Origin of the sequence: Pseudomonas machongensis (genome assembly GCF_034961125.1) — a bacterium.
GTDB lineage: Bacteria > Pseudomonadota > Gammaproteobacteria > Pseudomonadales > Pseudomonadaceae > Aquipseudomonas > Aquipseudomonas machongensis.
The window spans coordinates 133,998-154,231 of sequence record NZ_JAYFUI010000190.1; the positions used below are offsets into that span (position 1 = coordinate 133,998).

The window sequence follows — 20,234 nt, forward strand, 5'->3', positions numbered from 1 at the left end:
CCTCGGCACAGCCACAGCAGGCGCCTTGGGCCTGCCGGGTTACCGAGCTTAACCAAAAACAGGCGCCGCCACACCTCGCTCAGCGGCGGGTGATCAGGCCCTGGCGTGCAATGCGGGTCAACTGGCCGATGATCTCGCCGGCATCCTCACCGATCGGGGCTTGGATCACAGCGAGGTCAAAGCGGTCGTTGGCGTAATGGGCAAGGTTGCAAGCCGCCTCGGCGAACTGGATGAGGAAGGCACGGGCCTGGCCCTTGCGGCGCGAAAAGCCGTCGAGGTTACGCAGAAGTGTGGGTTGATGCTGGCCACCGAGCAGGATGCGCGGTGTGCGGGATGCCTGGTCAGCAGGCAGTGGGGTCAGGCAGACACTGGTACGTGGGCAACTCATGGTGGTATCTCTGCGCCTCGCGAATCCCGCTGGGCAGCGGTGGGAGGCGTCACCGAACCAGCGCTTTAGCGGTATTTCGGATTGCCCTGAGGCCTCTCCTGCGCCCCGCAAGTAGCTGTTTAAATCGGCGCAAGCGGTATCGTAGAGCGTCGAACGGCAAGCTGCAAGTGGGCGTTCACTTGCAGCTTGCCGCAGGCGGGTTGCAGCGAGATGTCAGCGGGCGATCAGGCGATCCAGCGACAGGCGCCCTGCCCCTTCGACCAGTACCGCCAGCGTGCCGCCCAACAGCGCCAGGGCGAACTCGTAGCCGTTGTTGGACATGAACAGGCCATTGCCGATGTGCACCGAGAAGATCGCGACCACCAGTGTCACGCTCAGCGCCAGCGCAGCCGGGCGGGCCAGCAGGCCGAGCAGCAGTGCCAGGCCGCCAAAGAATTCCGCGCTGCCCGAGAGCAGGGCCATCAGATAGCCAGGGGCCAGGCCAATGCTCTCCATCCATTGACCGGTGCCTTCCAGGCCATAGCCACCGAACAGGCCGAACAGCTTCTGTGAGCCATGCGCCATGAAGATGATGCCGACCAGGATGCGGATGATGCTGAGGCCGAAACCGGCACGGGTGACGAACAGGGCGTTGAGGGAGGGATTCATCGGGTGAGCTTCCTTGAAATGTCAGGTTGGAATGGCCGCCATCTTAATCAAACCAACGAATAAGAAAACCGCAAAAAACCTAACAAACAAATCGAAAAAGTCGATTTATCAGCGTTTCGCGACCCGCTCCAAGGCGCTGCGCTCCCGGTTGAATGCCAGGAAGTACTTGTTGACGCTGTTGACGAAGTTCACCGGCCCCATACCCACCTGCTCCATGGCGATGCGCTCGGTCTGGAAAAACCACTGGTTACCGTTGAGGCCACGGCGACGGGCCTCGGCGCGCATTGCCTGGACGCGTTCCGGGCCGAGGTTGTAGGCGGCAAGAATGAAGGCCATGCGCTCACGCTCATTGAGCTGCGGGCTGGAGAAGAACTTGCGTCGGATCAGCGCGAGGTAGCGCGCGCTGGCCTGAACATTTCCGTCGACCGTAGCCGTATTGCTCACGCCCACCCGTTGCGCGGCGGCCGGGGTGATCTGCATCAGCCCATGGGCGCCCCCTGTACCACGGGCCTTGGGATCGAATGTCGACTCCTTGAACGCCAGGGCCGCTAGGTTGAGCCAGTCGATCTGCTGCTCGGCGCCGTGCTTCTGCAACACCGCGCGCAGCGACTCCAGGCGCTGGCGGTCCTGGCGGGCCAGCGGATTGTGCACGCGGTACTGGCGTCGATAGATGCGCTCGAAGGCTGCATCCTGGTTGTCCGGCGCGCGGTAAACGGCAACGAAGCGGTCCACGCTGGCCAGCAACTGCTCGGCATCCTTGCGCACATACCAGCGCATGGCCTGAGGTTGGCTCAGACGCAACTGGGTGTCCAGGCGCAGCTTGGGCATCACCCGCGCCCAGCGCTGTGCGATGGGACGCTCCACCACGGTCAGGTGATAGATGCCGGCCTGGACCATCTCCAGTACATCCTCGACTGCCAAAGTCGGATCGACCCACTCGATCTTCACCAGCGGGCGCTTGCGCAGGGCCAGCTGCTGGTTGATCTGCTCGATCACCGCACCGGCAGCGCTGGCGGTGGTCAGGGCAATGGTGCGCCCGGACAGCTGCTCGACCCGGCTGAAGGCTCGCTCACCCTTGCGTCCGACCAGCATCAGCGACACCTGGTCAAGCACCGGCGCACTGACTCCGACGCCCTGCACCAGCCCCGCATCGAGCAATTCGCCAGGCGCGGCAAGGTCGCCTTCACCGCGCTGCAGGGCACCTATCAGTTGCTCCTTGGCGCGCGGGACGATCTGCAGCGTGATTTCCTGACCGTCCGCGACCCTCGCATTGAGAAAATGCTCCAGCGCGCGCAGGCGATAGTACTCGATACCCACAGGTTCGCCCTTGACCTCGCCTGAGCTGTTGCGGCTCTGGTTGACCAGCACCCGCAACACCTTGCTCGCTCGAATCTGCGCAAGGTCGCGACTTTGGCTCGCCGGTACATGCTGCAACGGGCCGGTTTCGCGGGCGATGGCAGGCGCTGCGGCGATCAGCCCGAGCAACAGCAAGGTCGTCAGCAGGGTTCGCAGCATGAAGAAGGGTTCAGAAGCGGTTGGCGAAACCATGCGCCGAGCGGTGCGCATGACAAATGACGGCAAGAGACCATGGCAAACGTTTGAAGTTCTTGGTTTTTCTGCGAACTTGCAGATTTTGCTATGCTGGCCGCCCCGCGGCACGAGGTAGCACCATGCAACTGATCGATATCGGCGTCAACCTGACCAACAGCAGCTTTCACGACCAGCAGGCGGCGATCGTCGAACGCGCCCTGGCCGCCGGCGTGGCGCAGATGGTTTTGACCGGCACCAGCCTTGCCGTCAGCGAAGAGGCCCTGCTGCTATGCCACCGCCTGGATGAAGCCGGCCAACACCTGTTCAGCACGGCCGGCGTCCACCCTCACGATGCCAGCCATTGGGAAGGCGCCAGCGAACGCACCCTGCGCGATCTGCTGGCTCAGCCGCGGGTGCTTGCCGTGGGTGAATGCGGGTTGGACTTCAACCGTGACTTCTCCCCCCGCCCACAGCAGGAAAAAGCCCTGGAAGCTCAACTGGCCCTGGCCGCCGAACTGCAGTTGCCGGTCTTCCTGCATGAACGCGATGCCAGCGAGCGGCTATTGGCAATCCTCAGGCACTACCGCGACCAGTTGCCAGCCGCCGTGGTGCATTGCTTCACCGGCGAGCGCCAGGCGCTGTTCGCCTACCTCGACCTGGACCTGCACATCGGCATCACCGGCTGGATCTGTGACGAGCGACGCGGGACGCACCTGCATCCACTGGTAGGCAATATTCCCGAAGGCCGACTAATGCTCGAAAGCGATGCGCCCTACCTGCTGCCGCGCACCCTGCGGCCGAAACCGAAGAGCGGACGCAACGAACCGGCGTTCCTGCCTGAAGTACTGCGTGAAGTCGCCTTGCACCGGGGTGAAAGCGTTGAGCACTGCGCCCAGCACACGACGGCCACGGCCAAGGATTTCTTCAAGCTCCCTTGACGCATGTCATGAAGGCTTCGCGCGCGAGCGGACACAATGATGGCACCTTGCCAATAATGTTTCCGCTCAACTCAGAGAAGACCTACCATGGGTGCCTGGCTTAGCAATATTTCCCTGAAGTACAAATTCTGGGCAGTCAATGCGGTGGCCTTCGTCACCACCTTGCTGCTGGTGCTCTACGCGGTCTACCTGGAGCAGCAGGCCCGCGCCGAATCGGCCCAGGCGCATGCCGTCGCCCAGGCCGAACTGCTGGCCACCTGGCCCGCTGCACAACCCTTCCCCCATCTGCCACAGATGATCACTTGGCAGGAGGGCCAGACCCCGAGCTTCAAAGGCGAGCCCGTCGAGGCACTGCGTGACGGCCAAGGCTGGGTCGCGTTGCCCGCCGCCTGGCTGTTTGGCGACGATCCGCTGCGCGGCGCCCAGGTGCTGCGCCAGGGCAACCAGCACATTGCCGTGCTGGCGCAATCGCCAAGCCTGCGCCAGGTATTCATCGACCGGTTCAGCAACTACGCGGTGTGCGTGCTGATTCTCATGCTGGCGATGCTCTGCGCTTCGCAACTGCTGATCCGTTTCCTGCTCAGCCAGCTCAACACCCTCAAGGATGTAATGCTGCACGTGGAAAAAACCGGCGACCTGTCGGCGCGCGTGCCGCTGGCCTGTGGCGACGAAGTGGGCCAGATGGCCGGGGCCTTCAATGCCATGCAGACGACCTACCACCGCGTGGTCAGCACCGTGGCCCACACTGCCGCGCAACTGGACTCAGGCGCCGCACGTCTGGCCACGAGCATGGACGAAGTACGCCACGGCATGATCGGCCAGCAGAGCGAGACCGACCAGGCCGCGACAGCGATCAACGAGATGTCCGCCACCGTGCATCACATCGCCCAGCACGCCGGCGCCACCCGCGACCTGTCGCAAAGCGCCGACAGCCTCGCCGGCAGCGGCCAGGAAGTGGTCAGCCGGGTACAGGATTCCATTGCCGGGCTGTCCAGTGGCGTGCAGCAGACTGCCGAGATGATTCGCCAACTGGCCGACGACAGCCAGAAGATCAACGGCGTGGTCAGCGTGATCCACAGCATCGCCGAGCAGACCAACCTGCTGGCCCTCAACGCCGCCATCGAAGCCGCACGCGCCGGCGACCTGGGCCGGGGCTTCGCGGTGGTGGCCGACGAAGTACGCAACCTGGCCAAGCGCGTGCAGAACTCCACCAACGAGATCACCACCATGGTGTCCGCGCTTCAGGACGGCACCCGTGATGCCGTGGAGTACATGCAAGAGAGCTCCTACAAGGCCGACGACTGCGTCAAGCAGGCCCGCGAAGCCGGCGATGCACTGGCCGAAATCACCCGCGCGGTGGCGCAGATGCGCGAGAGCAACACACAGATCGCCGTGGCCGCCGAGCAACAGAGCCAGGTCGCCGAGGAGATGAACCGGGCAGTGGTGAGCATCCGCGACGTCACCGAAGAAACCGTACAGCAGACCGTTGGATCGGCCACCACCAGCAATGCGTTGGCAACCCTCGCCGGCGAACTGAACAAAGCCATCGGCCAGCTCAAGCTATAGTCCCGATAAACAGCCTCGATTGGCTCCCTGCGGGGGGCCGCACTAAGCTTTGGACATGACCAAGGGGAATTGTCCATGAGCAAACGTCTGCCGAATCTGCCCGCCTGGCAATGGCGCGGCTACCACCATAATCACCGCCACCCGACCAACCTGGTGCTGCACTTGATTGCCGTACCGCTGTTCATCCTTGGTGCCCTGCTGGTGCTTTCAGGCCTGTTCTCGCTCGACATCACCCAGCTTGCGGTAGGCGTGATCGCGCTGATCGCAGGGCTTGCCATGCAGCGCCAGGGCCATCGCCTGGAGGCCGAGCAACCCGAGCCGTTCAGCGATCGCCAAGACGCCCTTAAACGTCTGTTGACCGAACAGTTCATCACCTTCCCACGTTTCGTCCTGAGCGGCGGCTGGTGGCGTGCTTGGCGCGAAAGACACAAGCATCGGCCCTGAACACGCGGCAAGGCTCAGGCAAACACCGTCACTGTCTGCCGGCTCAAGGCCAACAGGCGGCCGTCCGCCGACCACAAGCGGGCTGCGGCATGCCCATACCCATCACGGGCGTGCTCGGTCTCTACTCGGTACTGGTACCAGTCGTGCGTGCTGAGCTCCGGCAATGGCTGGACGAACTCAATGGTCCAGGTCAGGGTGCTGCCTGCGGCAGGTTGCTTGAGATAAGGCATCAGGCTCGGCGGCCAGGCATCGACCAGCGCCAGCAGGTGCGACACTTCGAGCGGCGCCTCCGGCAGGTCGCGCAGACGCACCCAACCGCCCATCTGGCGCGATGCGTTGCCGCTGAAGGGTAGCCCCCCGATCGCCCAGCGCAGCGCCACCTTGCGCATGAATTCAGGCATGACGCCCTTGATGTAGGGCAGCTCCGGCGCCGAATCCTCCAGTGCCTTGAACGGTGGCGGTGGCTCAGCCTGTACCTCCACCACCGACGGGCGTCCAGCACCGAAGTTGCCCTGCACCAGCGTCACCACCTGCCCATCCTGAATCGCACGCCCCAGCAGCGTGCTCACGGCCTTGCCCTCACGCAGCACCTCGGCCTCGAAGCGTATCGGCACATCCGGGGCCGCCGGGCCGACGAAACTGATGGCCAATGAGCGCACTGGCCGCCCATCGCTGATCTTCTGGCACATCGCCTCATAGACCAGCGCCGCCATCAACCCGCCAAACGAAGCGCGGCCCTGGGCCCAGTCTGCAGGGATACTGACCGACGCCGGGTGGCGGCGCACGGCCTCTAGCAGTTCATCGAAATTCATGGAAGTCCTTGGCCTCTATCGACAACGGGGTCAAGGCGCATGGTAACCAGCAGGCTGGCACAGGGCAGCCCGCATATCGGTCATTTACTGGGGTTATCGACGCGACAAGGCTTTGCGCAACGACGCCAAGGTGGCATCGCTGGCACGCTCGGTCTCATGCAACTCGGTTTCCCAAGCCGCCTCGCACGGCGCCAGCTCGGGATGCTCGCGCAACTGCAGCAGCCATTGAACACGATCATGCCAATCGCCCAGATCCCCTTGCGCCTGCTTGAGCAGCCTCTGAAGCTTCTTCCCTGCATGGCGCAACTGCGGGTAGGCCTCATCGCCGTAGCGCACCCGCTTGATCAACAGACGCAAGCGATGCCGGTCGTGGGCCGGATCGTCGATGGCCGCTTCCAGCTTGCGCCATTGCTTGCGCAGGCGTTTGTCGATGCGCGTGCCCAAGTCATTCGCCAGGCCTTCGCGTTGCGAAGCACGCAGGAACAGGGGGAATGAATCCAGTATCGCCAGCAGCCGGGTCAACTGCGGGCTGGCAGCGACGCTGGCGAAAGCTGCCGCCCTGCCCTGCAGGCGCCGCTGCCCGGCCTGCACGTACCCAGCAGAGATCAACTGATCGGCCAGCACCTCACGGTCGCGCAGAGGCGTGGTGAGCGTGCCCAGCGATTTCGCTGCATCCTCCAATTGTTCGACACCCGGCAGCGCGCGCAAGGGTCGCAGCAGACTGCGCAGGCGCCTGACACTGGTGCGCAGGTCGTGCAGGGCTTCGCTGTCGGTATCGGCAGCCAGGCGTTCCCGGCAGGCCAGTAGACGCACCTGCAGGGCCAGGACCTGAGCGACTACATGATCGAGCATCGCGGGCATATCAGCCTCCTCGGTCAACGGCCTGCACGGGACTCACGGATATAGAAACGTGCTCGCTCGGCTTTGCTGCTGCACCCCTCGAACGCCTCGAACTGCTGCTGGGTCTTGGCTCCAGTCAGCAATGACAGCGCCTTGGAGTAGCTCACGGTACCGGCAAATCCTTCGGCCTTGGCGAGGTCGAGCTCCTTCCAGGCCGCATCCAACTGAGTCGCGCAACTGTCGCGATAGGCCGTCTTGCCCGCACAGCCACCAAGGGCCAGGGCAATCAGGGGAAGGCAGATCCAGGCTTTCATCGGGCATTACCTCAAGAAGGACAAAACAGTCGCTGTTCGACGGCCGGCAACGTGAAAAGTGCCATGCTCAGCGTAGCCCAGCGCGCAACGACATTGAAGCACCGGCACCAATGGGTGCATTGTTGGAATACGCGCGAAATGCCTTGGGGGAAAAAGTATGAGCAAGCGTGTCGCACTGGTGCTCGGTTCGGGCGGTGCCCGGGGATATGCGCACATCGGCGTGATCGAGGAGATCGAGCGTCGCGGCTACGAAATCGCCTGCATTGCCGGTTGCTCGATGGGCGCGGTGATTGGTGGCATCTATGCCGCCGGCAAGCTCGACGAATACCGTCGCTGGATAGAAAGCCTGGACTACCTCGACGTGCTGCGCCTGGTGGATGTGAGCTTTCGCCTGGGCGCCATTCGTGGTGACAAGGTATTTGGACAAATCCGCAAGATCGTCGGCGAGATCAACATCGAACAACTGCGAATCCCCTATACCGCCGTCGCCACCGACCTGACCAACCAGCAGGAAATCTGGTTCCAGGAGGGCTGCCTGCACCAGGCCATGCGCGCCTCGGCGGCGATTCCCAGCCTGTTCACGCCCGTCATGCAGGGCAACCGCATGCTGGTCGATGGCGGTATTCTCAATCCACTGCCGATCGTGCCGGTGGTATCCAGCCACTGCGACCTGATCATCGCCGTCAACCTCAACGCCACCAATCAGAAGCAGTACCAGTTGCCAGTGATCGAACGCCCGGCGGCGTTCAGGATGCGTTTCGAATCGGTGATCAGTTCGCTGGGGTCGCGCATGCCGTTTCGCCGCAAGCCGGCCGAGCAGCTGATGCGCATCGAGCAGGAAATCGTCGCCGAACGCATGAGCCAGACAAACCCGTGGCTGAGCGACCCCGCCGACCCGGAAAGCCAGCAACCGGCAGCGGCCCCGGAACGCGAAGGCGCCCCCAAGTCGGCGACCGGTTCGTTCATCATCGATAACGTCGGACCTGCATCGCTACTCGACCTGATCAACCAGAGCTTCGAGGTGATGCAGACCTCGCTGGCACAGTACAAGATCGCCGGGTATCCGCCGGATGTACTGATCAACGTGCCGAAGCGGGTATGCCGGTTCTTCGAGTTCTACAAGGCGCCGGAGCTGATCGCACTGGGGCGTGAGATTGCGCGGGATACCCTGGACAGTCATGAGGGGGAGCAGCGCTAGGCAGGAATATCGGCGCTGACTTTTTCGCGGGCCTGTCCGCGAAAATACCTGGAGATGCCGAAAACGAAACAGGCCGCTTAAGCGGCCTGTTTCTTCACGACGACAGCACTCAGTAACGGGTGATGTCGGCGCTGGCTTCCAGTTGCTTGCGGAAAGCAGCGAAGTCCTGCTGGCCGGCGCGCGAAGCGAGGTAGCGACGAATCTGCACCTTCTCCTCGTCGGAAGCGGCAGCACCTTCGTTGACACCCTTGAGCTGCAGCACTACGAGGCTACCGTCACCCAGGACGACACTGCCGTAGACAGGCTTGTCCTTGGACTCAGGCTTGGCCATGCGGAACGCGGCCTGCAGTTCGGCTGGGTCGATGCCTTCCTGGTTGCGGGTCACCGCCTCCTGCACCTTCCACTTCTGCCCTTCCTGGTCGGCGCCCTTGGCGATCGAACCATCACGCAGGCCGGCAATCAGCTTGTCCGCCTTGGCCTTGAGCTCGGCGGTCGCCTTCTCCTTGGCCAGGTGTTCTCTGATGTTCTTCGACACGGCTTCCAGCGCCAGTTGCTCCGGCTTGCGGTGCTCTTTCACCCGCAGTACCACCACGGTCTCAGGGTCCAGCTCCAGGGCACTGCTGTTGGCGCCTTCGTCCATCACCTCTTCACTGAACGCAGCCTGGATCACCGAACGATTGGCAGTGATGCCCTCGCCGCCCTCACGTCCGAATGGTGCCGAGGTCTGTACCTTCAAGCCCAGTTCCTGCGCAGGCTGCGCCAGGTCGGAGGCTTCGAAGGCCGAGTCTTCCAGTTGCTTGGTGACTTCAACGAACTTCTGCTCGACCTGCTGGGTTTTCAGCTCGTGGGTCAGCTTGTCCTTCAGGCTGGCGAAGGTAGGCACTTCAGGCGCCTCGACGCCCAGCAGCTTGATCAGGTGGTAGCCGTACTCGGTGCGAACCGGTGCCGACACCTGGTCCTTGTTCAACTTGTACAGGGCATCCTCGAAGGCCGGGTCATAGACACCCGGACCTGCAAAGCCGAGGTCACCGCCATTGGCCGCCGAGCCCGGATCCTGGGAGAACTCCTTGGCCAACTTGGCGAAGTCTTCACCCTTGGACAGGCGCTGCTGAATCTCTTCGATGCGGGCCTTGGCCTGGGCATCATCGGTCTTGTCGTTGACTTCGACCAGGATGTGCGCAGCGCGGCGCTGTTCCGCGAGGTTGGCGATTTCCTTTTCGTACAGCGCCTTGAGCTCGTCTTCGTTGACCGAAACCTGGTCGAAGAACGCAGCTTTCTTCAGCTCGATATAATCGATGACCACCTGATCAGGGGTCATGAATTCCTTGGCGTGCTGATCGTAATGCGCCTTGATCTCTTCATCGCTCACCTTGACTGCGGCCGGGTTGGCCTTGAAGGTCAGCGAAGCGAAATCGCGGGTCTGGTTTTCCAGACGGGCGAAGGCGTCGACTTGTTTGTCGGTAACGAAGCTGCTGCCTGCCAGGCCGGTACGCAGCTGGCCGATGAGCATTTCCTGGGCGAGCATTTCGCGGAACTGCATGCGGCCGTAGCCCATCTGGCGGATGACGGCGTCAAAGCGCTCGGCGCTGAACTTGCCATCGACCTGGAACTCAGGCGTCTGCAGGATCAACTGATCCAGTGCCGCCTCGGAGAAAGAGAACTTGGCGTCTTCGGCACCCTGCAACAGCAGCTTGCGGTCGATCAGCCCCTTGAGTGCCGCCTCACGCAGCATCTTCTCGTCCAGCATCGCCGGATCGAAATCCTTGCCCAGCTGTTGCATCAGCTGGCGGCGCTGCATGTCGACGGCCTGGCTCAGCTCGTTCTGGCTGATGGTCTGGCCATTGACCTTGGCGGCATCCTGGCTGTGGCTGGCGGCCTGGAAGATGGCCTCGAAACCGGTCAGTGCCATCAGCACGACGATGAGGCCAATGATGGTCTTGGCAATCCAACCCTGTGAATTGTCCCTGATATTCTGCAGCATGCGTCCCCCAGAAACGGTCGTACCACTGCATCGACAACCGCGGAGAGTGGGTAGAATCCTGATAAAAGAAAGGCGCATCCGAGGATGCGCCTTTTCTTAGCAAACGTGGCAGGCGGGAACGTTTGCGGCCCCCGCCGCTACGTGCTCGGACCTGGCCAGGCCGGGTCCGGCTGAAAGAGACGACTTAGTTGACGGCGTCTTTCAGGCCTTTGCCAGCTTTGAAGCCTGGAACCTTGGCGGCAGCGATCTTGATCGCCTTGCCGGTTTGCGGGTTACGGCCGGTGCGCTCAGCGCGCTCCTTGACGGAGAAGGTACCAAAGCCAACCAGAACGACGTCGTCGCCTGCTTTCAGGGCACCGGTTACGGAGTCAATTACTGCGTCCAGCGCGCGGCCGGCTACAGCTTTCGGGATGTCAGCAGAAGCGGCGATAGCGTCAATCAGTTCCGACTTGTTCACTCTAAGTCCCCTTATATCTCTATTGAGTTTGTTTCTAAGTATGTAATGAAAAGCTTATGAAACGATCATTGGGTGGCCTGTTGACACTGGCGTGCCGCTTTATAGCAAGGGCCCGAAAAAGCTGTCAACCGAAGGCCCCCAATGAGATACGAACTAGTGCGTGCTAATTCTTTCCTTAGCATCGCTGTCGCGCTTCTCTTCTTTCGCGACAATCTCCGGAGCCACATCTGGCAAGGGCTCCGGGGCGTATTGCAGCGCAATTTGCAGGACCTCGTCAATCCATTTAACCGGTTTGATTTGCAGATCCTGTTTTATATTTTCAGGAATCTCCTTCAGGTCACGCACATTTTCCTCGGGAATGATGACTGTCTTGATCCCGCCGCGGTGCGCCGCAAGCAGTTTTTCCTTCAGCCCGCCGATGGCAAGCACCTGACCGCGCAGGGTGATTTCACCGGTCATCGCAACGTCGGCACGCACCGGAATCTGGGTCAGCGCCGAGACCAGTGCAGTGCACATGCCGATACCGGCACTCGGGCCATCCTTCGGCGTGGCGCCCTCAGGCATGTGGATGTGCACGTCGTGCTTCTCGTGGAAATCGGCAGCGATACCCAGGCTGCGGGCGCGGCTGCGTACCACGGTCTGTGCGGCAGTGATCGATTCGACCATGACATCGCCGAGCGAGCCGGTCTTGATCAACTGCCCCTTGCCAGGAATCACGACCGCCTCGATGGTCAGCAGCTCACCGCCGACCTGGGTCCAGGCAAGGCCTGTGACCTGGCCGATCTGGTCCTGGGTTTCGGCCAGACCATAACGGAACTTGCGCACACCCAGCAGGTGTTCGAGCTGGTCGCCGGTGACCTTGACCTTCACCTGCTTGTTGCCCGCATGCTCCTTGACCACCTTGCGGCAGACCTTGGCAATCTGGCGCTCCAGACCACGCACACCGGCTTCTCGAGTGTAGTAGCGGATGATGTCGCGGATCGCGGCGACGTCGACCTCCAGCTCTTCCTTCTTGAGGCCGTTGGCCTTGACCTGCTTGGGCACCAGGTACTTGACCGCAATGTTGACCTTCTCGTCCTCGGTGTAGCCCGGCAGACGAATGATCTCCATCCGGTCCAGCAACGCTGGCGGAATGTTCATCGAGTTGGAGGTGCACAGGAACATCACGTCCGAGAGGTCGTAGTCGACTTCCAGGTAGTGATCGTTGAAGTTGTGATTTTGCTCCGGGTCGAGCACCTCGAGCAGTGCCGAGGCCGGATCGCCGCGCATGTCGCTGCCCATCTTGTCGATCTCGTCGAGCAGGAACAGCGGGTTGCGCACCCCGACCTTGGTCATCTTCTGAATCAGGCGCCCCGGCATCGAGCCGATGTAGGTACGGCGGTGACCACGGATCTCGGCCTCGTCACGCACACCACCCAAGGCCATGCGCACGAACTTGCGATTGGTGGCAGCGGCGATCGACTCGGCCAGCGATGTCTTGCCCACGCCGGGCGGCCCGACGAGGCACAGGACGGGGCCACGGATCTTCTTCACGCGCTTCTGGACCGCGAGGTACTCGAGAATACGCTCCTTCACCTCTTCCAGGCCGTAGTGGTCCGAATCGAGGATCTCTTCGGCCTTGGCCAGATCCAGACGCACCTTGCTCTGGGCTTTCCAGGGCACCTGCACCAGCCAGTCGAGGTAAGAGCGCACCACAGTGGCCTCGGCGGACATCGGCGACATCTGCTTGAGCTTGTTCAGCTCGGCCTGGGCCTTGGTGAGGGCATCCTTGGGCAGGCCAGCAGCATCGATACGCTTTTTCAGCTCCTCGACTTCGTTGTGGCCTTCGTCGCCGTCGCCGAGCTCCTTCTGAATGGCCTTCATCTGCTCATTCAGGTAGTACTCGCGCTGGCTGCGCTCCATCTGCTTCTTGACCCGGCCACGGATGCGCTTCTCGACCTGCAGCAAGTCGATTTCGGCGTCCAGCAGCGCCAGTACGTGCTCGACACGGGCAGACAGGTCGATGATCTCGAGGATTTCCTGCTTCTGCTCGATCTTCAGCGCCATGTGCGCGGCCATGGTATCGACCAGGCGCCCCGGCTCTTCGATGCTGTTGAGCGAGGACAGCACTTCGGCAGGCACTTTCTTGCCCAGCTGAACGTACTGCTCGAACTGCGACAGCAGGCTGCGCACGAACACTTCGGACTCGCGCTCGGCCGCCTCGACCTCGTCGATCAGGCTGACTTCGGCGCGAACGTGGCCTTCGACCTCGGTGAAGCGCTCGACCGCACCGCGCTGCTCGCCTTCGACCAGCACCTTGACGGTGCCATCAGGCAGCTTGAGCAGTTGCAGGACGGTAGCGATGGTGCCGACGCGATACAGGGCATCTTCGCCCGGATCATCGTCGGCTGGATTCTTCTGGGCCAGCAGGAGGATCTGCTTTTCGCCCGTCATTGCGGCCTCTAGGGCTTCGATGGACTTCTCGCGTCCCACGAACAGCGGGATAACCATGTGCGGATAGACGACGACATCGCGCAATGGCAAAAGAGGCAAGTCGAGGGTGGTCTTCATGATTTCGCCTCTACAGCGGCCTTGGGGCCGGAAACCGGTGGAAATAGTGCTTGGAGCTAATGTGGGGGCAGGTCCGCAAAAATACAAGCGCTGGCGCCAGAAAAGCAGAAAGGGGCCCGCGGCCCCTTTCTGCTTCAACGTGTCAGGCGTGCGACTCAGGCGTCAGGCACGGCCTTGGCTTGCGGCTCGCTGTTCTCGTAGATCAGCAGCGGCTGCGAAGTGCCGTCGATGACGCTCTCGTCGATCACCACCTTGCTGACATCCTTCTGCGAAGGAATCTCGTACATGGTGTCGAGCAGCACGCCTTCGAGGATCGAACGCAGGCCACGGGCGCCGGTCTTGCGCTCCAGGGCCTTGCGAGCAACGGCCTTGAGCGCGTCGCTGCGGAACTCGAGGTCCACGCTTTCCATCTCGAACAGCCTGGCGTATTGCTTGGTCAGGGCGTTCTTCGGCTCGGTGAGAATCTGCATCAACGCCGCTTCGTCCAGCTCGTCGAGCGTGGCCAGAACCGGCAAGCGACCGACGAATTCCGGAATCAGGCCAAACTTGACCAGATCGTCCGGCTCGACTTCGCGCAGCGACTCACCCACCTTCTTGCCTTCCTGCTTGCTGCGCACTTCCGCGCCGAAACCGATACCACCTTTGGTGGAGCGGTTCTGGATGACCTTCTCGAGACCCGAGAATGCGCCACCGCAGATGAACAGGATGTTACGCGTGTCGACCTGCAGGAACTCCTGCTGCGGGTGCTTGCGGCCACCCTGGGGCGGCACGGAAGCCACGGTGCCCTCGATCAGCTTCAGCAATGCCTGCTGCACGCCCTCGCCCGAGACGTCACGGGTGATGGACGGGTTGTCCGACTTACGCGAGATCTTGTCGATCTCGTCGATGTAGACGATGCCCATCTGGGCCTTTTCCACATCGTAGTCGCACTTCTGCAACAGCTTCTGAATGATGTTCTCGACGTCCTCACCCACATAACCGGCTTCGGTCAGGGTGGTGGCGTCGGCGATGGTGAACGGCACGTTCAACAGGCGCGCGAGGGTTTCGGCGAGCAGGGTCTTGCCCGAGCCGGTAGGCCCGATCAGGAGGATGTTGCTCTTGCCGAGTTCGACCTCGTCGCCCTTCTTGTCACGCTGGTTCAGGCGCTTGTAGTGGTTGTACACCGCTACGGCAAGCACCTTCTTGGCGCGCTCCTGACCAATGACGTACTGGTCCAGGATACCGCTGATTTCTTTCGGCGAAGGTAATTTGTGCGCGTTGCTCTCGGCCTGGGCTTCCTGCACCTCCTCTCGGATGATGTCGTTGCACAGGTCGACGCACTCGTCGCAGATAAATACCGAGGGCCCGGCAATCAATTTGCGCACTTCGTGCTGGCTTTTGCCGCAGAAGGAGCAATAGAGCAATTTGCCGTTGTCCTCGCCGTTACGGGTGTCAGTCATTCGATCGATCCAATCCGGTAGGCTTGCAACACAAGATGAAGGCAATTGCGGGCTTTTTCAAGTCCGCAGGCGGGCCCTTTCGGCGCCCGCCCGCTCTGGCGCCTGGGCTCAGGATACCAGTTGCCGCTTGTCGTAGACCGAGTCGACCAGGCCGTACTCGGCCGCGCGCGAGGCGCTCATGAAGTTGTCACGCTCGGTGTCGCGCTTGATGGTCTCGAGGTCCTGGCCGGTGTGGAAGGCCAGCAGCTCGTTCAGGCGCGCCTTGATGCTGAGGATTTCCTGGGCATGGATCTCGATGTCGGTCGCCTGGCCCTGGAAGCCGCCCAGCGGCTGGTGAATCATCACGCGCGAGTTCGGCAGGCAGTGACGCTTGCCTGCCGCACCGGCTGCCAGCAGGAAGGCGCCCATGCTGCAGGCCTGGCCGATGCAGATGGTGGAGACGTCCGGCTTGATGAATTGCATGGTGTCGTAGATCGACATGCCTGCGGTGACCGAGCCACCCGGCGAGTTGATGTACAGATGGATATCCTTGTCCGGGTTTTCCGCTTCAAGGAACAGCAGCTGCGCCACAACCAGGTTGGCCATGTAGTCCTCTACAGGACCCACCAGGAAGATCACACGCTCCTTCAACAGGCGCGAGTAGATGTCGTAGGCACGTTCGCCACGGGCGGACTGCTCGATAACCATCGGGACCAGACCGCCTGCGGCCTGGATGTCAGAGCTCTGCTGAATATAAGAATTGCGGGACATGTCCTGCACTCACTCCCAAATAGTCATGGCTTTAATAACGCACAAGCCAGCCCGAAGGCTGGCTTGTGGGGTTTCCTACGAGAGTAGCAAATCACTCAGCTTCGGCAGGAGCCTGTGCTGGCTTGACAGCCTCTTCGTACGAGACCGACTTGTCGGTCACAGTCGCTTTCTGCAGGACAGTATCTACAACTTGCTCTTCCAGCACAACCGAACGGACTTCGTTCAGTTGCTGGTCGTTCTTGTAGTACCAGTTGATGACCTGCTCAGGCTCCTGGTAAGCGGAAGCCATTTCCTCGATCATCTCGCGAACCTTGGCATCGTCCGGCTTCAGCTCGAACTGCTTGACCACCTCGGCGACGATCAGGCCCAGGACCACACGGCGCTTGGCTTGCTCTTCGAACAGCTCGGCCGGCAGTTGCTCAGGCTTGATGTTGCCACCGAACTGCTGGACAGCCTGCACGCGCAGACGGTTGACTTCGTTTTCCAGCAGGGCTTTCGGCACGTCTACCGGGTTGGCGGCCAGCAGACCGTCCATGACCTGGTTCTTGACCTTGGCCTTGATGGCCTGGCGCAGTTCACGCTCCATGTTCTTGCGAACTTCGGTGCGGAAGCCTTCCAGGGTGGATTCCTTGATACCGAACTGGGCGAAGAAGGCTTCGTTCAGCTCTGGCAGCACAGGTGCGGAAACGCTGTTGACAGTGATGGTGAACTCGGCGGCCTTGTTGGCCAGATCCAGGTTCTGGTAGTCCTCGGGGAAGGTCACGTTGACGACGCGCTCTTCACCGGCCTTGGCGCCAACCAGGCCATCTTCGAAGCCCGGGATCATGCGGCCGGAACCCAGTACCAGCTGGGTGCCCTTGGCCGAACCACCGGCGAAGGCCTCACCGTCGATCTTGCCGACGAAGTCGATGTTGACCTGGTCGTCTTTCTCGGCAGCGCGCTCGACGGCTTCGAAACGGACGTTCTGCTTGCGCAGCACTTCCAGCATGTTGTCCAGGTCGGCGTCAGCGACGTCGGCGCTCAGGCGCTCGACGTTGATCGACTCGAAGCCGGCAACGGTGAATTCAGGGAAGACTTCGAAGACGGCGACGAACTCGAGGTCCTTGCCTTTCTCGAACGACTTAGGCTCGACAGCCGGGGCGCCAGCCGGGTTCAGCTTCTGCTCGACCACGGCTTCATAGAAGGAGGCCTGGACCAGGTCACCGAAGGCTTCCTGGCGGGCAGCGTCTTCGTAACGCTGACGGATAACGCTCATTGGCACCTTGCCTGGACGGAAGCCCGGGACCTTGGCGCGACGGGCAGTCTGTTGCAGACGCTTGTTGACTTCGTTCTCGACGCGCTCGGCCGGAACGGCGATGGTCATGCGGCGCTCGAGAGCGGAAGTGTTTTCAACAGAAACTTGCATGGATATTCCTCGTTGCACAGACGTTAGCCGGCGATAGCCCGACTCCAGAATCAAGGGCGAATATTCTAGTGACTCACGCACCAGAAGTCACCCCACTCGGGACGACGGACAACCACGCCGGTCGATTTCGTTTACAGGCCGGCGCAAAAACGCGCCAGGCCTCGTTACTCAAGGGCTGCGCGCCATCTTTGAGGCGCATGCCGAAAAAACCTGTCAAACAGTTACAACTGCAGAATCGGCCCGTTACTGCGGATCGATTTCATTGAACTGGCAATATTCTTCCCAAGACATGCCCAGCGCCTCGGCCACCTCGCGGTGAGTCTCCAGGCGCATGGCCTGCAATTGCTCCGGGTTTTCGGCGATCAACTGCAGGGCAAGCTCCCAGGGCTCGATACCCTGCTCCTGAGCCGCATCCTCGAACGCCCACTCGACCTGCTGGGCCTGCTCGCGCGCGTCAAGCTCGCGGATCTCCTCGAGCAATTGCGGGTTGGCTTCGCGAAAGCGCTGCAGCGCCAACGCCTGGCGCGCTTCTTTGGCAATCATCGGTATTTCCCCTGCCGGTCACCGACCGGTGTTTCAACCGGCTGAAATCTATCAGCTTTTATAGCGTTGTCACCAGAGGGCAAGCCCCTCAATCCTTCCGCTCGACAGGTGCACACGCCAGCGACCGCTGCCGCCAGCTCGGCCAGGCCTGTTGCCAACCCCGCTCATGCGTCACACCCGGCAGGGAAACCAGTTCTAGGCAACGCGCCTCGCCCAACTGCCGAGCATAAAACGCGGCAACGTCAGCAGGCACCTGGCGATCTTCGGCACCCAGCAGATGGCGCTGGGGAATACGCGCCAGGCGTTCCCGATACTGTAAAGGTTCGAGCGAACCTTCCAGCGGCGTCAGCTCAAGCATTCGCACCCATTCGGCCGGACTCAGATTGCCGGCCAGGGTCTGGACCTGCCACACATCCTCACGCCGCCCCGCCAGCAACAAGGCAAGCGCTCCGCCGCCGGAATAGCCCACCAGCTCGAAGCCTTGATTGCCATAACGCGACTTCACGTCGTCGAGCGCCCGACCAAGAGCGCCTAGCACTTCAGGGGAGAAACGCCGACTGGTCCATAGCGCCGGGGTACAACCGGACGCCTGAACAAACTGGCAAGGCCGCGCCATATATAAGGAAGGCGTCGGATCCTGCATCGCCAGGTCGACCACCAGAGTCTGCCGCGGCGTAGGATCCAGACTCGGCTGCGAGGGCGTGACCCAGGCATGGCCATCACCCTCCAGATAAACCCGCAGCACGTTGGCTGCGGGCATCCGCGCGGGCGCCACGATCAGCAGTGGAAAGCTTCCCAGCGCCAGCACCTGCACCTCACGACCGTACTCGGCAGCCCTGTGCTCCAGCGCTTCGCGCGGCGACTGGCACGCAGCGAGCACAAGAGCACCCACAACAGCCAGTACACCCCTGCCCCACATCGAAATCAGACGAAGCTGAGGTTGTGACGCTGCGCGCCATAGACCACGCGTGCAGCGGTGATCAGTTGGTGAGGGATCTCGACGTAAGGTACGTCGGAGTTGCTCAGCGCCATGTCGAACAGCTGCACCAGCACGGAATTGCGGCGCACCAGGATCACATCAGACCAATCGGTATTGGTCATCGCCACCGGAATGAAGTCCGAACGCTTCATGAAGCTGCCGAGCGCTTCGAGCACGCCCAGGTTCTGCTTGGTGCCATTGGCACTGAAGCAGCAGTCGTTGAGCATCATGATGCCGTCCGGACCAAGCATTTCCTGGTAATACATCATGTCGCGCAGGACGTACTCGTACTGATGGTTGGCATCCACGTAGACGAAATCGAACTGCTCGATGCCGGTCTGCTCGCGGATCCTGTCGATCGCACCGATGGTGTCGGAGCGAATCACCGTGACCTCGGGCATATCGAGGAACTTGGACACGCACTCTTCGTACAAGCGGTCCCAGGTCGCGTCATCGTGCAGCGAGCCACCATAGTAGTACTCGTAGTCCTCCACCGGAGAGACCCAGGGCGGCAACTGATCGAATGGACTGTAAGCCTTGTTCGACTCCTTGCTCCAGCTGTCGGCCAGCACCATACGTTCTGGCGTCAGGGCTGCGCGCAGCTTGAGGGCGTTCTCGCCGCGCAGCACACCGAGCTCGGCAACCACCGGGCGTTTTTCCAGCGCATTGAAAACCGCGCCGACCACGTAATACAGACTGTCCCTATGCGTGCTGCAGACTTTCATGTTCGTTCCTTTTATTCGCGGAATCGCATCAACGCCAAACGCCAAGCAAGAATCCGACCAGGCGCCAACACCGAGGCACAACCCGCATGAACACTAGGCTGGGAGGTGATGCCGAATGATGAACACAAAAAATCCCGCCAGCGAACTGACACGGATGCGCCAGAATTCCGCTGCCCTGGGAATTTGCTGCAGAAATGAAAAATGCCGCACAAGGCGGCATTTTCAGGAGGTTTTCATGCGCTTGAGCGTGCATTGAAAACAGAAGATGGTGCGGACGAAGAGACTCGAACTCTTACAGCTTGCGCCGCTGGAACCTAAATCCAGTGTGTCTACCAATTTCACCACGTCCGCGTGATGCGCTTAAAACAAAGGCGCCTGATTATACAATCAAGGCGCCTTCGAAGAATATGGGGTGGACGATGGGAATCGAACCCACGACAACTGGAATCACAATCCAGCGCTCTACCAACTGAGCTACGCCCACCATATTGCGGTGTTACGTTACCTACTTGCTTGCCTAAGCTGCCTTATGGCGCACCCGGCAGGACTCGAACCTGCGACCATCCGCTTAGAAGGCGGATGCTCTATCCAGCTGAGCTACGGGCGCATATTCAATCTGCTTTCCATTACGATTGCAAATCAATTTTCAGCCTTACCGAACGAGCTAGCAAATCCGCTCATTCTGCCTGACTTTGCTAACCAGTGCTAGGTTGTGCCCGACAAGTGC

19 protein-coding genes and 3 tRNA genes are annotated in these 20,234 nt (G+C 61.4%); 4 read left to right on the forward strand and 18 right to left on the reverse strand.

The features are described from left to right. Window positions 1-79: 79 nt before the first annotated feature. From VA602_RS22885 to VA602_RS22895, 3 genes are all read right to left on the reverse strand, one after another. Window positions 80-388, reverse strand: a complete 309-nt coding sequence (locus tag VA602_RS22885; RefSeq protein ID WP_054892376.1) for a hypothetical protein — start codon at window positions 386-388, stop codon at window positions 80-82. A 213-nt stretch (window positions 389-601) separates the two neighbouring features. After that, a complete protein-coding gene (locus VA602_RS22890) occupies window positions 602-1,036 on the reverse strand; it encodes a DoxX family protein (protein WP_054892377.1) in 435 nt (144 codons plus the stop codon). Between the two features lie 108 nt (window positions 1,037-1,144). Next, window positions 1,145-2,551 (reverse strand): MltF family protein, encoded by a 1,407-nt coding sequence (locus VA602_RS22895; RefSeq protein WP_323454433.1) that lies wholly within the window; start codon window positions 2,549-2,551, stop codon window positions 1,145-1,147. 155 nt (window positions 2,552-2,706) lie between these two features. Here VA602_RS22895 and VA602_RS22900 point away from each other — a divergent pair, with 155 nt between their 5' ends. The 3 genes from VA602_RS22900 (at window position 2,707) to VA602_RS22910 (ending at window position 5,514) form a co-directional block, all read left to right on the forward strand. After that, window positions 2,707-3,504 (forward strand): TatD family hydrolase, encoded by a 798-nt coding sequence (locus tag VA602_RS22900; protein ID WP_323454434.1) that lies wholly within the window; start codon window positions 2,707-2,709, stop codon window positions 3,502-3,504. Between the two features lie 87 nt (window positions 3,505-3,591). Then, a complete protein-coding gene (locus tag VA602_RS22905; protein ID WP_125930338.1) occupies window positions 3,592-5,070 on the forward strand; it encodes a methyl-accepting chemotaxis protein in 1,479 nt (492 codons plus the stop codon). A 75-nt stretch (window positions 5,071-5,145) separates the two neighbouring features. After that, window positions 5,146-5,514 (forward strand): Mpo1-like protein, encoded by a 369-nt coding sequence (locus VA602_RS22910; RefSeq protein ID WP_125930339.1) that lies wholly within the window; start codon window positions 5,146-5,148, stop codon window positions 5,512-5,514. A gap of 14 nt (window positions 5,515-5,528) precedes the next feature. Here the strand turns inward: VA602_RS22910 and VA602_RS22915 are convergent, their stop codons facing one another. The 3 genes from VA602_RS22915 to VA602_RS22925 form a co-directional block, all read right to left on the reverse strand. Further along, on the reverse strand, window positions 5,529-6,326 hold the full coding sequence (locus VA602_RS22915) for an acyl-CoA thioesterase (RefSeq protein ID WP_323454435.1): 798 nt from the start codon (window positions 6,324-6,326) through the stop codon (window positions 5,529-5,531). A gap of 93 nt (window positions 6,327-6,419) precedes the next feature. Then, the gene (locus tag VA602_RS22920; protein ID WP_054892383.1) at window positions 6,420-7,187 is read right to left on the reverse strand and encodes a CHAD domain-containing protein; all 768 of its coding nucleotides are present in this window, start codon (window positions 7,185-7,187) and stop codon (window positions 6,420-6,422) included. Window positions 7,188-7,201: 14 nt separating this feature from the next. Further along, window positions 7,202-7,480, reverse strand: a complete 279-nt coding sequence (locus VA602_RS22925; RefSeq protein WP_323454436.1) for a hypothetical protein — start codon at window positions 7,478-7,480, stop codon at window positions 7,202-7,204. Window positions 7,481-7,637: 157 nt separating this feature from the next. Between VA602_RS22925 and VA602_RS22930 the strand changes: the two genes are divergently transcribed. Continuing rightward, window positions 7,638-8,678, forward strand: coding sequence for a patatin-like phospholipase family protein (locus VA602_RS22930; RefSeq protein WP_112897885.1), 1,041 nt, complete (start codon window positions 7,638-7,640; stop codon window positions 8,676-8,678). Window positions 8,679-8,787: 109 nt separating this feature from the next. Here VA602_RS22930 and VA602_RS22935 read toward each other — a convergent pair whose 3' ends face one another. The 12 genes from VA602_RS22935 to VA602_RS22990 form a co-directional block, all read right to left on the reverse strand. Beyond that, on the reverse strand, window positions 8,788-10,659 hold the full coding sequence (locus tag VA602_RS22935) for a SurA N-terminal domain-containing protein (protein WP_112897884.1): 1,872 nt from the start codon (window positions 10,657-10,659) through the stop codon (window positions 8,788-8,790). A 184-nt stretch (window positions 10,660-10,843) separates the two neighbouring features. Beyond that, window positions 10,844-11,116, reverse strand: a complete 273-nt coding sequence (gene hupB, locus VA602_RS22940; protein WP_054892387.1) for a nucleoid-associated protein HU-beta — start codon at window positions 11,114-11,116, stop codon at window positions 10,844-10,846. A 153-nt stretch (window positions 11,117-11,269) separates the two neighbouring features. After that, window positions 11,270-13,666 carry an endopeptidase La gene (lon, locus tag VA602_RS22945; protein WP_054892388.1) on the reverse strand — a complete coding sequence of 799 codons (2,397 nt, stop codon included), beginning with the start codon at window positions 13,664-13,666 and terminating at the stop codon, window positions 11,270-11,272. A 155-nt stretch (window positions 13,667-13,821) separates the two neighbouring features. Beyond that, the gene (gene clpX / locus VA602_RS22950; RefSeq protein ID WP_054892389.1) at window positions 13,822-15,105 is read right to left on the reverse strand and encodes an ATP-dependent Clp protease ATP-binding subunit ClpX; all 1,284 of its coding nucleotides are present in this window, start codon (window positions 15,103-15,105) and stop codon (window positions 13,822-13,824) included. Between the two features lie 108 nt (window positions 15,106-15,213). Beyond that, window positions 15,214-15,855: an ATP-dependent Clp endopeptidase proteolytic subunit ClpP gene (gene clpP / locus VA602_RS22955; RefSeq protein WP_029613529.1), complete on the reverse strand. Its 642-nt coding sequence runs from the start codon at window positions 15,853-15,855 to the stop codon at window positions 15,214-15,216. Window positions 15,856-15,946: 91 nt separating this feature from the next. Further along, on the reverse strand, window positions 15,947-17,260 hold the full coding sequence (tig, locus tag VA602_RS22960) for a trigger factor (RefSeq protein ID WP_054892390.1): 1,314 nt from the start codon (window positions 17,258-17,260) through the stop codon (window positions 15,947-15,949). 243 nt (window positions 17,261-17,503) lie between these two features. Beyond that, a complete protein-coding gene (locus tag VA602_RS22965; protein ID WP_112897882.1) occupies window positions 17,504-17,803 on the reverse strand; it encodes a DUF6388 family protein in 300 nt (99 codons plus the stop codon). 88 nt (window positions 17,804-17,891) lie between these two features. Continuing rightward, window positions 17,892-18,722: an alpha/beta hydrolase gene (locus tag VA602_RS22970; protein WP_323454437.1), complete on the reverse strand. Its 831-nt coding sequence runs from the start codon at window positions 18,720-18,722 to the stop codon at window positions 17,892-17,894. Between the two features lie 5 nt (window positions 18,723-18,727). Beyond that, complete coding sequence (locus VA602_RS22975; protein WP_323454438.1) at window positions 18,728-19,507, reverse strand: class I SAM-dependent methyltransferase; 780 nt, start codon at window positions 19,505-19,507, stop codon at window positions 18,728-18,730. Between the two features lie 266 nt (window positions 19,508-19,773). Continuing rightward, window positions 19,774-19,858: transfer RNA gene (locus tag VA602_RS22980), tRNA-Leu, on the reverse strand. A 57-nt stretch (window positions 19,859-19,915) separates the two neighbouring features. Beyond that, window positions 19,916-19,991, reverse strand: a tRNA-His gene (locus tag VA602_RS22985). A gap of 46 nt (window positions 19,992-20,037) precedes the next feature. Further along, window positions 20,038-20,114: transfer RNA gene (locus tag VA602_RS22990), tRNA-Arg, on the reverse strand. Window positions 20,115-20,234: the final 120 nt, after the last annotated feature.